Origin of the sequence: Solilutibacter tolerans, assembly GCF_900155935.1 — a bacterium.
In the GTDB taxonomy this organism is placed as follows: Bacteria; Pseudomonadota; Gammaproteobacteria; order Xanthomonadales; family Xanthomonadaceae; genus Solilutibacter; species Solilutibacter tolerans.
Genome location: NZ_FTLW01000002.1, coordinates 565790 through 582136 on the forward strand (window position 1 = coordinate 565790; position 16347 = coordinate 582136).

Annotated in this window: 9 protein-coding genes and 1 pseudogene; 8 read left to right on the forward strand and 2 right to left on the reverse strand. The window is 62.7% G+C overall.

What is annotated here, in order from left to right:
* Positions 1 to 66 precede the first annotated feature (66 nt).
* The 4 genes from BW989_RS05810 (at position 67) to BW989_RS05825 (ending at position 7041) form a co-directional block, all read left to right on the forward strand.
* The gene (locus tag BW989_RS05810) at positions 67 to 1254 is read left to right on the forward strand and encodes an efflux RND transporter periplasmic adaptor subunit (protein WP_076586232.1); all 1188 of its coding nucleotides are present in this window, start codon (positions 67 to 69) and stop codon (positions 1252 to 1254) included.
* Positions 1251 to 4340, forward strand: coding sequence for an efflux RND transporter permease subunit (locus BW989_RS05815; protein ID WP_076586234.1), 3090 nt, complete (start codon positions 1251 to 1253; stop codon positions 4338 to 4340). Before BW989_RS05810 ends, BW989_RS05815 begins: the two co-directional genes overlap by 4 nt.
* A 51-nt stretch (positions 4341 to 4391) precedes the next feature.
* The gene (locus BW989_RS05820; RefSeq protein ID WP_076586236.1) at positions 4392 to 4862 is read left to right on the forward strand and encodes a DUF421 domain-containing protein; all 471 of its coding nucleotides are present in this window, start codon (positions 4392 to 4394) and stop codon (positions 4860 to 4862) included.
* Positions 4863 to 5010: 148 nt separating this feature from the next.
* Complete coding sequence (locus tag BW989_RS05825) at positions 5011 to 7041, forward strand: diguanylate cyclase domain-containing protein (RefSeq protein WP_165688563.1); 2031 nt, start codon at positions 5011 to 5013, stop codon at positions 7039 to 7041.
* Positions 7042 to 7047: 6 nt separating this feature from the next.
* Here BW989_RS05825 and hemF read toward each other — a convergent pair whose 3' ends face one another.
* Positions 7048 to 7983, reverse strand: coding sequence for an oxygen-dependent coproporphyrinogen oxidase (hemF, locus tag BW989_RS05830; protein ID WP_076586240.1), 936 nt, complete (start codon positions 7981 to 7983; stop codon positions 7048 to 7050).
* Positions 7984 to 8032: 49 nt separating this feature from the next.
* On the reverse strand, positions 8033 to 10402 hold the full coding sequence (locus BW989_RS05835) for a S9 family peptidase (protein WP_076586242.1): 2370 nt from the start codon (positions 10400 to 10402) through the stop codon (positions 8033 to 8035).
* Positions 10403 to 10521: 119 nt separating this feature from the next.
* Between BW989_RS05835 and BW989_RS05840 the strand changes: the two genes are divergently transcribed.
* The 4 genes and pseudogenes from BW989_RS05840 to BW989_RS05855 all read left to right on the forward strand — a co-directional run bounded on the left by BW989_RS05840 (position 10522) and on the right by BW989_RS05855 (position 16310).
* Positions 10522 to 10794: a YcgL domain-containing protein gene (locus BW989_RS05840; protein WP_076586519.1), complete on the forward strand. Its 273-nt coding sequence runs from the start codon at positions 10522 to 10524 to the stop codon at positions 10792 to 10794.
* An 823-nt stretch (positions 10795 to 11617) separates the two neighbouring features.
* Positions 11618 to 14275, forward strand: a pseudogene (locus BW989_RS05845) (ankyrin repeat domain-containing protein); the annotation flags it as partial.
* Between the two features lie 113 nt (positions 14276 to 14388).
* On the forward strand, positions 14389 to 15336 hold the full coding sequence (locus tag BW989_RS05850; protein ID WP_076586247.1) for a GGDEF domain-containing protein: 948 nt from the start codon (positions 14389 to 14391) through the stop codon (positions 15334 to 15336).
* 23 nt (positions 15337 to 15359) lie between these two features.
* Complete coding sequence (locus BW989_RS05855) at positions 15360 to 16310, forward strand: energy transducer TonB (RefSeq protein WP_076586249.1); 951 nt, start codon at positions 15360 to 15362, stop codon at positions 16308 to 16310.
* The last annotated feature ends 37 nt before the right edge of the window (positions 16311 to 16347 follow it).

The window sequence follows — 16347 nt, forward strand, 5'->3', positions numbered from 1 at the left end:
AGGCCGGCACGCACAATTACTAAACTTGTCGGTACACTAGCGTCCCCTCCCGGTGCGCTAACCGACATGTCCGTGCCCAACATCGCCCGCCTCCGCCCCTATCGTGCCGCCCTGTTGGCGCTGGCCATCGCCACGGCCCTGCCGGCCTGCAAGAAGGATGAGTCCGAAGCTGATGCTGCCAAGCAAGCTGCGGCTTCCGCGATGGCGGTTAGCACGGCACCCGTGGTGACCCGTGAGATGCCGCGAGCCCTGACCGTCTCCGGCCCGGTGTCACCGGTGGAAGAAATGCAGCTGGGCGTCGAGGTCACGGGCCTGCGCGTGACGGCACTCAATGTCGATGTGGGCCAGTCGGTCCGTCGCGGCCAGGTGTTGCTGACGCTGGACCATCGCACGCTGGATTCCGATCTGGCGCAGGCAAACGCTGCCCTGCGCGAGGCCGAAGCCGGCGCGGCCCTTGCGCGCTCCAATCTGGCGCGTGGCCAACAACTCGCCTCGGGCAAGTACATCAGCGCGATGGCGCTGGATGAGTTGCGCGCCAATCGCACTGCCTCCGAAGCACGACTGGGCACGGCCCGCGCCGCTCGCGATGCCGTCGCGTTGCGCCGCAGCTTCGCGGATTTGCGCGCGCCGGCCAATGGCCTGATCAGCAAGCGCCTCGTACAGCCGGGCCAAGTGGTCGCCGCGGGCACGCCCTTGATGCATCTCATCAAGGACAGCCGCCTGGAGTGGCGCGCAGAACTACCTGCCTCGCAATTGGCGTTGGTCAAGCCGGGCGACATCATTCGTCTCACATCGCCCACAGGTGATGCGGTCGAAGGGCGCGTTCGCGCGGTCAGCCCGGGCGTGGATGCCACGACGCGCACCGGCACCTTGTACGCCGATCTGCCGGCGGGCTTGATTCAGGCTGGCACCTTGCAGCCGGGCACGTATCTGGAGGGCCGCATCGAAACCGGCATCGGTCAGGCGACGGTCATTCCGCAGGCCGCCGTCGTCTTGCGTGATGGGTTCCCGACGGTATTCACGGTGGATGCCGAATCCATCGCGCATCAGCAACAGGTGAAAACGGCAGGTAAGGATGCTGGCTTCGTTGAAGTGAGTGGCCTGAAAGATGGCACGCAAGTCGTGGTCGAAGGCGCGGGCTTCCTGGCCGATGGCGACCGCGTGCGCGTGGTGCCGAGCAGCAAGGCGACAGCACCTGCACCAACATCGACCGCAGCAACATCCACCAACAACGGCAAGAGCGCGCAGCCATGAGCGGCGGCGGCAATCTTTCCAGCTGGGGCATACGCAATCCCGTCCCCGCGGTGATGCTGTTCTTCGTGCTGTGTGTGGCGGGTTTGTGGGGCTTCCACAAATTGCCGGTCGCGCGCTTCCCGGACATCGCCTTCCCGATGACGGTGGTGACGATCATCCAGCCGGGCGCCTCGCCGTCGCAGTTGGAGACCGAAGTCACGCGCAAGGTGGAAGACTCGGTCGCCACCATCGCCAACGTGAAGCGGGTGACCTCGACCGTGGTGGAAGGCACCAGCACCACCGCCATCGAGTTCTATCTCAACACCGACTTGATGACGGCGCTCAACGACACCAAGGATGCGGTCACCCGCATCCGGATGGACCTGCCGCAAGACATCCAGGAGCCTATCGTCACCAAGATCGAGATCGGCGGCTCGCTGCTGACGTATTCGGTTTCCGCGCCGAAGATGAGCGAGGCCGACTTGTCCTGGTTCGTGGACCGTGATGTGGCCCGCGCCGTCTATGGCGTGGATGGTGTCGCATCGGTGAAGCGCATCGGTGGCGTCGAGCGGCAGATCCGCGTGGATCTGGACCCGCAGGCGCTCGAGGCTTTTGGCATCACCGCGGGCGAGGTCTCGCAGCAACTCGCACTGACGCAAGTCGAACGCCCGGGTGGCAAAGCCGAGCTCGGCGGCGACCAGCAGACCATTCGCACCATCGGCACGGTGGCGGATGCGCAGCAATTGCGCGATTACAGCATCGCCTTGCCGGATGGCCGTGCGGTGCGGCTATCGTCGATTGCCAAGGTCACCGATGGCGCCGCGGATATTTCGCAGGCCGCGTTGCTTGATGGCAAGCCGGTGGTCGGCTTTGCGCTGTCGCGGCTGAAAGGATCGGACGAGCTGGACGTGCGCGACGACGTCAAGGCGACGCTGGACGCGCTGGAGAAGTCGCATCCTGGCATCCAGTTCAACCTCGTCAGCGATATGACGGAGGAAACCGACACTTCGTACACCTCGTCGATGACGATGCTGATCGAAGGCGCGTTGCTGGCGCTGGTGGTGGTGTTCTTCTTCCTGCGCAACTGGCGGGCGACGTGGATCTCGGCATTGGCGCTGCCGTTGTCGATCATCCCGACCTTCGCGGTGATCTATTTCCTTGGCTTCACCCTCAACATCATCACCTTGCTGGCCTTGTCGGTGGTGGTCGGCATCCTGGTCGATGACGCGATCGTGGAGATCGAGAACATCGTCCGCCATCTCGGCATGGGCAAGACGCCGCTCGAGGCGGCCAGCGACGCCGCGGATGAAATCGGCACCGCGGTCATCGCGACATCGATCACCTTGGCGGCGGTGTTCGTGCCGGTGGCGTTCATGCCGGGTATCGCGGGCAAGTTCTTCCGCGAGTTCGGCTGGACCGCGGCGACGGCGGTGATGTTCTCGCTCTTGGTCGCGCGACTGCTGACACCGATGATGGCGGCCTACCTGCTGAAGCCCGAGCCCGAGCACGAGGGCGAGTCGCGCTTCATGACGCGCTATCTCGGTTGGGTGGACACCGCATTGCGCAATCGCTGGAAGACACTGCTGATTGCCACTGTGCTCTTCATTGCATCGCTCGCGATGATTCCGTTCATCCCTGCGACTTTCATCCCGACTTCCGACCAAGGCCGCAGCATGCTGTCGCTGGAGTTGCCGCCGGGCACGCGCGTGGAGGACACCACGCGCGTGGCAGAACGCGCGCGGGCCTTGATGAGCGACATCCCCGAGCTTGAGCAGGTGTTCTCGCAGATCGGCAGCGTGCCGGACGTCGGCGACCCGGCCAAGAGCGGCAGCGGCGATCCGCGCAAGGCGGTCCTGACGCTGGACTGGGGCGACAAGGGCGACCGCGATCGCAGCCAGAAGGAACTGGAGGCCGTCGTGCGCGAGAAGCTGTCGGTGCTGCCGGGCGTCAAACTGAGCTACATCAGCAGCGAGCCGGGCGAGCAGATGATGCTGGTGTTGGCGGGCGATGATCCGCAAAAGCTCAATGCCGCCGCGGCTGCCGTGGAACGTGATGTGCGCAAGATCCAGGGCTTGGGTAGCGTGTCGTCGTCGGCGTCGCTGCTGCGACCCGAGCTGCGCGTCGAACCCGATCCGGCGCGTGCCGCGGACCTGGGCGTGTCGACTGCGGCGATTGCCGAGGCCGCCCGTGTCGCGACGTCCGGTGACTACACCCAGCGCATGGCGAAATTGAATTTGCCTGATCGGCAGATCCCGATCCGCGTCGGCTTCGACCGCGAGGCCTTGGAAGACCCGGCGACGATCAGCCAGCTGCGCGTGCGCGGCAAGGCCGGACCCGTGCCGCTGGAGGCGGTGGCCGACATCGTGCCCGGCAGTGGTCCTTCGGTGATCAGCCGTTATGAGCGCCAGCGCAACATCACGCTGACGGCAGAGCTCAATGGGCGTCCGCTGGGCGATGTGATGGCGGAAGTGCAGGCACTGCCTTCGGTGCAACGCTTGCCGGCCGGTGTCTCCTTCCTCAATACGGGTGATGCGGAAATCTTTGTGGAGCTGTTCACCGGCTTCCTGATGGCGATGGTGGCCGGCATCGTATGCATCTACATGGTGCTGCTGTTGTTGTTCAAGCATCCGATGCAGCCGCTCACCATCCTTGCGGCGATTCCGCTGTGCGCAGGCGGCGCGTTCGGTGCGCTCTTGATCACGCAGAACATGTTGTCCTTGCCCGCATTGATCGGCTTGCTGATGCTGATCGGCATCGCTACCAAGAACTCGATCCTGCTGGTCGATTACGCGGTGATGGCCGAAGACCTGCACGGCATGAGCCAGCACGATGCCTTGATCGATGCCTGTCGCAAGCGTGCGCGTCCGGTGATCATGACGACGATCGCCATGGGCGCTGGCATGTTGCCGCTGGCGCTCGGTTTCTCGGGTGATTCTTCGTTCCGCGCGCCGATGGCGTGGGCGGTGATCGGGGGGCTCATCACCTCGACGGCGCTGTCGCTGATCGTAATCCCGGCGACGTACACCGTCCTGCACGACATTGGTGACTGGTTCGGCCGCAAGCTGGGGCGCGGCCATCAAGGTGACCACGCAGCCACCGCAGGCTGATCTTCTCCGCAAGTTGGCGCAGAATGCGGCATACCGACATGGGTGCCGCGCATGACCGACTTGTTCACGCTTTCAGCCCCGTGGTGGCAGTTCATCCTGCGGGCCTTCGTCATCTACGCCATGGTGATGTTGCTGGTCCGTATCTCCGGCAAGCGGGCGGTTGGTCAGTTCACTCCGTTCGACCTGATTTTGCTGATCCTGGTCGGCAATGCAGTGCAGAACGGGATCAATGGTGGTGACAACTCACTGACCGGTGCGGCGATCATGGCCGTCACCCTGTTCGCTTTGAATTACGTCGTGGCGTTCTGGACTTCGCGCAGCCGCCGCGTGGAAGTCTTGGTCGAAGGTGTTCCTGTGGTGTTGGCACGAGACGGGAAGGTGTTTGAATCCGTACTTCGGCGCGAGCTGGTGAGTAGCGCGGATTTCGAAGAAGCGCTGAGAACCCACGGCGTGGAGGGTGTCGAAGACGTCCACCTTGCCCTGCTTGAAACCAACGGCACGATTAGCGTGATGGCGAAATAATCCAGGCGTTGGCCGAGCAATATCGGCAGCGACACAGATAACCTTATACGATGCGATGCAGGGGGCAGCGCACGCCGCTGGGCGGGCCTGCGTGTTCATATTGTCGATGATGTTTCGCGAATTATTGATGCCGGTTTTCCGCGGGTCCATGCAAGCAAGCACGCAGCGCCGAGGTCATGGCGATGCCTTGGGCGTGCCGGCGCAGAACCTCTGTCCGGGATGGCGCTTGTTGCTGCTGATCTGCCTGTTGGGTTGCGCGCTTCCTGTACTTGCCGCGCCGGATTGGAAGCATTGGCAGGCGGAATTCTCGCGCTTGCAACGCAGTTCGCTTCCCGAGGAAGCCGTTCGCGCGCAATTCGACACGCTGAAGGCGCAACTACCGCCTGATCCACCTTATGCCGTCCAGAGGGAGCTGGCCAAGGTCCGCATCCAGTTGGCCGATACTCACGAAAAAACCAGCGAGGAGCGTAAGGCATTACGTGAGCTTGCCTTGCGCAATGGGGATCGGGATACGGCATATCTGATGCAGATTGGCGATATCTTCGACAGCCATTCCGACGACAACATCGAGGTAAGCCTGCGTGCCTTGGATCAGGTTCGCCTAGATACACACAGCGTATCCGCCGAAGTGCGCGAGACAATGGCGATGGCCTATGCCTATATGTATTGGGATGTCGGCAGTTTCGAGTTGGCGCTGCGTCATTTGCTCGAGGCCTGGAACCTGCGGCGAGAGGTGGAGGATGTCGACCCTGCGCTCATCGTTGAACGCGCGGAGACCTTGGCGCGGCTCTACGTGGACATGAGCGATGTGTCGCAAGCGCTGGTGATGCTTGATCGCGCGGATCGTGACATGCCTTCATCCATCTCGCTGCGGCAACGTACTCATCTTGTCGCCACGCGTGGCGCGGCTTACAGGTTGTCCGGTCGGGTGAAGGACGCAGTCGATTTGATGTTGCCTTGGTTGGATCGGATGCCCAAAGGCGATCCGACAAACGCGACACAGCGTTTGCGGCAAGAGTTGGCGCGGGCGTATTTGCAGTTGGGACAGGCCGAACGAGCAAAGGCGGTAGCCACGGCGATGATCGATGCCAGCGCGTCGGGTTCGCCTTACTTCAAGGCGGAAGGGGAGATATTGCAGGGGGCGGCCGATGCGGCGCTTGGGCATGTCGATGCCGGTTTGGCTACGATGCAGATAGGGTTGGATTATTTCGAAAAGGCTGCACACATCGTAGCCCTGCAGGAAGGTTTGCGACGAAAGGTCGAAGTGCTCTCTGCTGCCAATCGCGATCACGAGGCCTTCGTGACGCTGAAAAAGCAGCACGATCTGGTGTTGCGTATGTACGACAGCAATCGTGCGCACGGCGTGGCCAGCCTGCAGGTGGAAGAAGGCATCGCCAGGCGCGAGCGTGAGATTCGTGACCTTTCTTCCGCCAACACGTTGCAACAAGCAAGGCTCGAACAGGAGCGCACCCGTAACGTGGCCTTGCTCTTGGCAAGCTTGCTCGCCATCGGCTTGGTGGTCTTGCTGGCATTGTTGCTGTACGCCAGTCGCCAACAGCGCAAGGCATTGTGGAAGGATGCGTTGACCGGTGCATTCAATCGGCACTACTTTCCTCACTGGCTCCGAAAACCGCGACAGCACGCCGGAATGGTGAGGGCGGTGGCCTTGCTCGATCTTGATCACTTCAAGACGATTAATGATCGGCATGGGCATGCAGCTGGCGACGCGGTTCTCCACCAGGTCGGTCATCGCTTGAGGGAGGGCATCGACAAGCATGGCGAGGTGTTTCGCTGGGGCGGCGAAGAGTTCTTGCTGGTGCAGGATTTGCCTGTGCAGACCGATGTGGAGGGATGGCTGCGGGGCTTGTTAGGAGCATTCGGGCCGGCGATTTCACACGCTGGGGAATCGCTTCAGGTAAGTGCCTCGATTGGTTGCGTACTTATCCCGATAAGTGCGAAACCGGATGCAAACACGTTTGAATGTGCATCACGCATCGCTGATCTCGGCATGTATCAAGCCAAGACCGAAGGCCGGGGTCGGGCGGTATGGCTGGTGATGACCGATGCAGGCAACAACGCTTGGCCGTGGATCTTCAACATCACCTCGGACACCGTACGCAATTGGCAGGCGAAAGGATGGCTGGATGCACGCACTGTGTTGCCACAGGGTCAGCGTTAAACCGATTTAGCCGAGCTCTCTCAGCCAGTCGCGGGGCCGAAGGTAATCGGCCAGGCGTGCTTCGTCGCTATCGGCATCGGGCGTATAGCCGTACTCCCAGCGGACCAGCGGCGGCAGGCTCATCAGGATGCTTTCTGCGCGGCCGCCCGATTGCAGGCCGAAATGCGTGCCACGGTCGAACACCAGGTTGAACTCGACGTAACGACCACGGCGATACAGTTGAAACTGCCGCTCATGTTCGGCGTAAGGGATGACGCGGCGGCGCTCGACGATGGGCAGGTAGGCATCAAGGAAGCCGTCACCGACCGCACGCATGTAGGCAAAATCGGCTTCTGCATCTTCCTGCAGATCATCGAAGAACAAACCACCTACGCCGCGCGTTTCATCGCGGTGCGTGAGGAAAAAATATTCATCGCACCAACGCTTGTGGGCGTTGTAGCGTTCATCGCCGCCAAAAGGCTCGCACAGATCGCGCGCGACACGATGCCAGTGCAGCACGTCTTCGTCGTAGGGGTAATACGGGGTCAGATCGAAGCCGCCGCCAAACCACCAGGCCACGGTCTCGCCATCTTTTTCCGCGTGGAAGTGGCGCACATTGGCATGCGTCGTCGGGATGTGCGGATTGCGCGGATGAAACACCAGCGAGACACCCAGCGCCCGCCAGGCTGCGCCAGCCAATTCAGGCCGCGCAGCGGTGGCCGATGCCGGCAAGGTGGTGCCGGAGACATCGGAAAACCCGATGCCAGCCTGTTCGAACACCGCGCCGTCGCGCAGGATGCGGGTGCGTCCGCCGCCACCCAGCAAGCCGCCTTTGCCTTCGCGCGTCCACGCGTCCTCGATGAATCGCGCTTGGTCATCGGCGGATTCGATGGCGGAACAGATGCGGTCTTGCAGGCCGGTCAGGTAATCGCGGACAGCGTCAAAATCAGGAGCGCTTTTCATCCGATGATTATCGCGTGTCGAAGTGCGTCGGGTTTGATCGCCATCAATTTCATGGTTGCTTGAGGGTCTTCTCGAACAATTCATGGATGCGGCGGTATTCGTCGTACCAGCTGTCGGGATGGGTGAAGCCATGGCGTTCCAGCGGATAGCTGGCCAGCTCCCACTTGTCCTTGCGTAGTTCGATCAAACGCTGCGCCAGCATCACCGAGTCCTTGTAGAACACGTTGTTATCGATCATGCCATGCGCGATCAAGAGATGGTCCTGCAGGCCTTCCGCATACTCCAGCGGGCTGGAGCGTTTGTAGGCCTCGGGGTCTAGCTCAGGCGTGTTGAGGATGTTGCTGGTGTATTCGTGGTTGTACTGCGACCAATCCGTCACAGGGCGTAGCGCCGCACCAGCCTTGAACACGCCCGGCTTCTGGAACAACGCCGCAAAGGTCATGAAGCCGCCATAGCTGCCACCATAGATGCCTGCGCGATCGCGATTGCCTTGCTTGTTCGTGACCAACCAATCGAGGCCGTCGAGGTAATCCTCCAGCTCCGGCTTGCCCATCCAGCGATAGATCGCGGTGCGCCAATCGCGGCCGTAGCCAGCGGAGGCGCGATAGTCGAGATCCAGCACGATATAGCCCTGCTGCACCAGCATGTTGTGGAACATCTGCTCACGGAAATAGTTGGGGTAGGTCGCTTCAACGTTCTGCAGGTAACCCGCGCCGTGCACGAACATGACGATGGGATACTGCTTGCCCGGCTGCATGTCCTTCGGGCCGTAGTACTTGCCCCAGATGGTGCCGGCGCCATGCTTGGAAGGCACTTGCACGTATTGCGGCTGCACCCAGTCGATCGCCTTGAACGCGGCGGTGCGGGTGTCGGTGAGCTTCTTCAGCCCTTCGCCATTTGCGCCGATCACGCCAAGTTGCGGCGGGATGTAGCTTGCCGACCAACGCAGCAAAAGTTTGGAGCCATCGGGCGATTGAGCAAAGCTTTCCACGCCGTCGAGTGCGGTGATTTCGCGCATCGCGCCGCCACTGGCGGGCACTGCGCACACTTCGTAATCGCCGGGCCATTCGCGATTGCAGCGAAAGTAGAAGCTGTTGCCGTCACGCGCAACATCAACGGATGAGACTTCCCACTTGCCCTTGGTCAGTTGCTTGCGCGCATTGCCATTCAATGTGTAGAGATGGGAATAGCCGTCCTCTTCCGACAGATACCAAAGCGTGCGGCCATCGGGTAGCCAGCCGAACTCGTTGAACGACCAGCCGACCCAGGCCGGATCGGTCAGTCGATGCTTCGACTGCAGCGCGGCGTTGGCAAGATCGACTGACGCGATCCAGCGATCCTTGTTGTCGATCGCGCGCACCAGTACGGCGACATTGCGTGAGTCGCCGCTCCAGTGGATGGCGGGGCCACTGCCATCGCCATCGGTTTCGATGCGCGCCGGGCGATTACCCTTCAACGCCTCCTTGCCGGCTGCCTTGCGCATCGCGGCAAGTGGGTCGATGTTGATGCCGGGCAGCGCGTCGAATTTCAACTCGCGCACATTTCCAGAGGCGACATCGACCAGCCACAACCTGTTCGGCAGCGGGTCGCCACGGCCGACACGTGTGCGGGCTTCCTCGAATTCCTCGTAACCCGATTCGGTGACGTACTTCGGCATCTTGCCGTCCTGTCCCTTGTCGGCACCCTTTTCGGTCGTTACCACCACCAACCAGCGGCCATCGGGCGACATCGCACTGTCTTCGATCTCCATGTTTTTGCCGAGATAAAGCGGCGCCGGCGCGCGGGTCGGGTCTTCGTTGCGCCAGGCCTCGTCCTGCTTGCGTGCGGCGTCGCGGCGCGCAGCATCGTCTTTCAGGGTTTCGATCAAGCGAAGCTGGCGATCGCGCAGGTCATCGGCCTTGGGCGGCTTGCCCGGGTTGTCGGCCGCCTGCGGCGAGGCCGCCTGTGTCGTGATGCGGCCATCCCAGCGATACCAATCGTTGCCTTGGCGCCAGATCAAGGCGCCATCGTCACTCCATTGCGGTCGCGATTCGCGCGCATTGCTGCGGGTGAGCTGGGTCAGCGCGCCGTTCGAAAGATCTCGAATGAAGATGTCGCCATTGCGCACGAACGCAGTGCGGCGGTGATCCAGGCTGTAGGTCGCGCTGTCGCTGTCCAACTGCGCACGTTCGCTGCCGCTGATGGGCGCGGGTGCGCCCACGCCGTCGATGCCGATGCGGAAGGTGTCGCGGATGCTCTCGCCCTGGCGCTTGAGTTTGAAATCGATCGCGCGACCATCCCAGCGCCACCACGCATCCTCCACGCCCGGGCCAATCCAGTCCGGATCGGCCATGATTTGCTGCATGGTCAGAGGTTCGGAAGGTTGGGCCTGCGCAGCACAGGCGAGGGCGAGCAAGGAGGCGGCAAACAATCGGCGCATCGTGAAAATCCGGTCGGTCGAAGTCGCCAAGCCTACCAATCCCGGGGCTGGCACGATGCGCGGTTCAATCCGCGGGCGCTTTCACGCACAATCACGGATGACATCCCCCGATGCTGCACATGCTCGCCTACGTCTACAAAAGCCAGAAACGCGCCGACACCTACGTTTTCCTTGCCGATCGCGATGATTTCGCTCGCCTGCCCGAATCGCTGCGCACGCAACTGGGCGCGCTGACCTTCGTGATGGAGCTGGAGCTGACGCCGGACCGCAAACTGGCGCGTGAAAACGCCGCTGAGGTCATGCAGAACCTGGGCGCGCGCGGCTTCCACCTGCAATTTCCGCCGTCAACGGCGGTAGATCCACTCAGCGAGGATTGGGGCACGGATGCCTGATTTGCCGAAATTTGCGCATCGCCAACGCTTGTGGGCGCTGCCCGGCATCGCGGCGATCGGACTATCGCCACTGGCCGGGCCACTGGCGCCGCTGGCAGTGCTGGTGGGCGTCGTGGGCTGCGGGCTGGCCGTGGCGCGCGGCCATGCCAGGCCGTCCTTTGTGGCCTTGGCCAGCCTGTGGTTGGCCGCCTTTCTGCTGGGCGGCCTGCTGCTTGGCTGGCCGCTGGCGAGGTTGGCCAACTCCGGCAGCCTGTCTTCCGCTTTGGCGGCTTCCACCGCGGCGGGCCTCACGCTGCTCGGTGCCTGGCGCAGCTGGCCGTTATGGTCGCGTGCCTTCTCCGGTGAGTTGGACACGCTGCAGGACTGGCGCCGGGTGATCGAGATTGATCCTGCGGCTTGGCGTGGTTTGAAGGTGGCGCTGCCGGTGACCGCGTTGGTGGCGGTTGGCATTGCGCTGGGCTGGCCGGAATTGTTGGCGATGTCGTGGCGTTGGGGCTTGGCCGCCTTGCTGGTGGTGCTCGCGGCGTGGCCGGTATTGCGAATAAAGCGAGAAAGCGCGCCCGAGCGCGTTGCACGCGCCGAAGCCGAGGCCAAAGCGGGCAAGAAAGCGCCTGGCAAAAAGAAAGAAGCCTCGGGCGAACGGCGCCTGCGCAATGCCGACCGCATCGAACTGGACGCGTTGTTTGCCGAGCAAGCAGCGGCATCGGTCAAACCCGTCAAGGCGGAAGTCGACACGGTCACATCGCACGACGCCGAGGTCGCATCCCAAGTCAGGCCGGCAAGCAACATCCCTGCAAGCAGCGAACCCACGCTGCTGATACCCGCCGGCGAGCCCGAACCGATGACGCCCGCGCTGCGTTCGCCGGAAGACATCGCAGCTGCCAACGCCGCGCTGTACGCCGCGGCCCGCGCGGGCCGCGTCGAGCGCGCGCTGGCCTTGCTCGAAGAAGGCGCCGATCCGTTGTCCCCGCCGCCCGCGGGCGAGCGTGACCAACGCGGTCTGGCCCAGCTGGCTGTGGTCCTGCCTGACCTGCGCCTGCTACGTGAATTGATCCAGCGTGGCTTGCCCTTGGGCGCCGAGCCGGGTCGCTTGACGGCACTGCTCGCCGCGACCCGCGACAGCTGGCATGGCCGCCCTGAGGCGGTGATGACCCTGCTCGCCAACGGCGCGGACCCGCGTGCGCGCGACGCCGAAGGCAACACGCCACTGCATCATGCCGCGTGCAGTACCGATCCGGGTGTCGCCGCGTTGCTGCTGGATGCCGCCGCTGAGATCGACGCCATCAATGACGCGCGCCAATCGCCACTGGCGATGGCCTGTCTGGTGGGCAATTGGCGGCTAGCGAAATTCCTCTGCGAACGCGGTGCGCAGGCACATCCGGCGGGCGGTGACCCGGTGTTGCTGGCCGCCGCGGGTACCGAGGAAGACGACCCGGTTGGCGTGCAGTACCTGCTGCGCCACAAGGCCGCGGTGAATGCTACCGGCGAAGGCGGACGCAGCGCCTTGCATCAGGCCGCGAGCGCGGGCCATGTCGCCATCGTACAGACCCTTCTGGATGCCGGCGCGGACGTGCGCAAGCGTGACGAGAACAGTCTGGATGCATGGCTCCTGGCGGCTCCTGCTGGACAAACAGGCGTGATGGAAGCCCTGCTCGAGGCAGGGGCGGATCTCGATGCCGTCGATGGTGAAGGTCGCGATGCCTTGATGCGCGCGCTGGATGACGGCCAAGCCAATGCGGCGCTTGCGCGCTGGCTGCGCGAGCGGGGCATGGATACGCAGCGATTGGATATCCATGGCCAGCGGGCGCTGGATCGCGCGGTGGCATCTGGCCGTTGGTCGCTGGTTGCGGCAATTGATCCCAACTACCCGCTGCCCACCGCGAATATCCATGCAGATGACGAGGTCGAAGTCGCGCGCCCGCCGATGCAACTGCTGAGCGAAGCGTTGGCTGCTGACGATGCGGCGTCCACTGCCCGCTTGGCCAAGCTCCTGTCAGCCGAAGAGTTGGGGCGTGCCCTGGTCGAAGCGGCATCGAATGATCCTTCGCGCATATCGATGTTGCTGCCGCACCACCCCCAGCTTGATGTGCGCGGCCCGCAAGGCGACACCGCGTTGTTCGTATTGATGGATAGCGCCGGTTTGCCCGAAGCGCGCAAGGCGATGACGCTGCTGCTGGCAGCCGGCGCAGCACCAGCCGGCCCTGCGGGGTTGGCACGCTATCTCGCCGCCTGTTTGGCGATGCGTGTCGCGCAGGACGAGGGCGCGCCGCTGGCCTTTGAAATGCTCTCGCGCGGCGCGGACGGATTCGGCGCGCATGAAGGCGACCTCCCCTTGCTGCTGGCGATGCGGTTGGGCTGGTCGCGCCTTGCGGTACATCTGTTGGAGCTGGGCGCCGCCCCCAACCAAACCGATGCGCGCGGCCTGACTCCGCTGCATGTGGCGACGGCGCTCGGCATGCCTGAGCTGGTGCCGATACTGTTACGTTACGGCGCGCAACCAGCTTTGCGTGCAGGCGATGGGCAAACCGCGCTCGGCGTGGCCTTGGCCAGTGGCAAGCGGGATCTGGCGGCGTGGCTGGACTGGCGTGGTTGGCCGCATCCGGGCCGTCGCTTGCATGCACGTGACTTGGCTTCCGTCGCCATCCTGGGCGATGCCGATGCCGTGCAGCGCTTGCTGGACCTGGGGTTCGGTGTAAACACTCGGGACACACAAGGCTGCACCGCCTTGTTGCGTGCGGCAGGCGGTGGCCATGAAGCGGTGGTCGCGCGGTTGCTCGCGGCGGGCGCAGACACCGGTTTGGCGGCTGATAGTGGCGCCACGCCCTTGTCCGCAGCAGTCAGCATGCGACACATCGGTGTGCTGGATCGCCTGCTTTCAGCGGGCGTCGACTTGGATCAGCGGATGCCCGGTGGCGTGACCGTACTGATGTTGGCAGCCGCGCTGGGACTGCCCGATGTCCTCTCACGCCTGCTGGCCGCAGGTGCGGATATCGATGCTGGTGATGTCGAGGGCCTCAAGCCCATGCACTGTGCCGCGCTGTTCGGCTTCTCGACCCGCGACCGCAGTCGCTTGCTCGCCTTGATCGATGCCTTGCACCTGGCGGGCGCGTCGGCGGATGAAGCCATTCCGACCGGGCTCACGCCCTTGCTGCTGTTGCTCGGTGCGCGCGCCGAGCCTGGTACACCGTGTGACGAAGATGTGGTGATCGCCGGCATGGAGCGACTGCTGGAGGATGGCGCCACGTTGCCCGTGCAGGATCAACGCGGTTTCGGCGTACTCCACCTGGCGGCCTTGCATGGCCTTGGCAGGGTGGTGCGCGCGTTGCTTCAGGCGGGCGCAGATCCACATTTGCGTGATCGCCTCAATCGCACGCCTCGCGACATCGCCGCAATGCGCGGCTACATGGATGTCGCGGCGGAATTCGCCACCGATACACCTTCGCTGTCGATGGCACGTTTCCTGCGTGACGCCGAGCGTTAACGTATTCAGAATATTGCCTCGGCATTCCGTATGCTGCACGCAAGAACCACGCTTTCACGGAACACTGTCTGTCCATCCATCGCCTGAAAACCGACTTCAGGTTCGCCGTCACCATGGCCTTGGGTGCGGTCGGCATCTTGTCGATTACCCCGTTCGCCGTTTGGCGCTGGCTGCGCCACGAATACTGGCTGGCAGGGCTTGATGCAGGCCTCTTGGCGGTGATCGCCATCGCGATGATCTGGGCTTGGCGAGGCGGTCAGATCCGGCACATTGCCTATTTCGCCACGCTGCCGGTGTCGGCCTTTGCTGCCACCATCAGCTTGGTTTCGCCCGAGAGCGGCTATTACTGGATCTTCGTCGCCATCCTGACTAATGCGATGCTGTTGCCGCGCGCAGACATCGCCACATTGCTTTCGTTGGTGGTTGTGATCGTGACCTTGCTGGTCGATTCGCCGCACTCGGTTTTCCAACACACCACTATCGTGGTGACACTGGTGATGACGATCTTGTTCTCCTACGTCTTCGCCACCCGCGCTGAGAATCAGCGGCGTGAGCTGGAGAATCTTGCCCTGAGTGATCCGCTCACTGGATTGGACAATCGTCGTGCCTTTGAAAACGCCATCGAGCAAGCCCTGCACGAAGCTGCGGAGGGGAAACAAGTTTTCGGTTTGGCGTTGCTTGATCTTGATGGATTCAAAGAAATCAATGATGCGCACGGACATGAGGCGGGTGACGCCGTGCTGCGTGAGCTTTCGCGGTTGATCAGCGACTATCTGCGCGCCAGTGATCGCTTGTTTCGCATAGGCGGTGAGGAGTTCGTGCTGCTGTTACCGGGCGCCGATGTCGCGGGCATGCATGCGCGCATGGAAAACCTGCGTGCGCGCATCGAGTCCAATCTTCGCTGTCGTGGCGAGACGGTCACCGCCTCCATTGGTGCATCCGGTTGGCAGCAAGGCGACACTGCGACCACTTGGTTGATGCGTGCCGATGCGGCCATGTATCGTGCCAAAGGAAAGGGACGCAACCGGGTAGTCGTGCATGGGTTGTCAGCGTTGGCTTGATTGAACCTCGGGAGAAGCTAAGGATGGGAAACGGAAAATTTCCGCTGGCGATGTTGATGCTGGCCTTGTCGGCGATGAGCGTTGGTCAAGATGCCATGGCGCAAGCAGCCAAACCTGTGACTAACGGGGTCGAACTGACCAAGTCCGAATCGGTGCTGAGCATGCGCGTTGACGGGGAAATGGTCGTTTCACCGGATGGTCGAGTCACCGAGCATCGCATCACCACCGAACTGCCGGCAGAAGTGCTTTCCTTGATTGACAAGAACATGGCAGCGTGGCGTTTCGAGCCGGTCAAGGATCAACTGGGTAACCCCACGCACGCCAAGACGTACATGCGTCTTACCGTGGTTGCACGCAAGCAAGGCGACGGAAATTACAGCGCACTGGTAGAGAATGCGCGATTCCATGATGGTGAGGGCAGGCGTGGCAAGTCCAAGTCAGACAAGCACGCACTGATCGATGGAAAATCGGGTGTCCGCCTGGTTTCGAAGCCGCGCATTGATTACCCGCCGTTGATGCTTGGCAACGATGTAAACGGTGCGGCATTGGCCCAGCTGCTGATTGCACCCGATGGCAGCGTCGAAGACGTGGTGATCGTGCAATCCGCGCTTTTCAACGCCAAAGGTGATGCAGACATATTGGACAAGGCGCGTGCAGAAATGGAGCGCAATGTCCTGAAGGCGATGAAGCGCACGCGTTACACGTTTGCTCCCGGGACAGACCTCTCGGAGATTCGCAATAGATTGGGAGTAATCCCGGTTTTCTTCCAGATGGTGGGCAAGAAAAACGATACGGATGCAGGCCGTCGCGCTGGCCAGTGGCGAATCGAAGAGCGAGGGCCACGTCGTGCCCCATTGTGGGAGGTGAAGGAGGGCATCGAGCGCGTTGGCATCTCGGATGTGACGGGAGTCGAGGGCTTCCTGCCTTCCCGCTCCAGCAACCTCAAGCCGCTCTCGGGTGTGCCCACGCTTTGATCGAAGCAGCATCACCCAAAAAAAGCCCCGGACAACC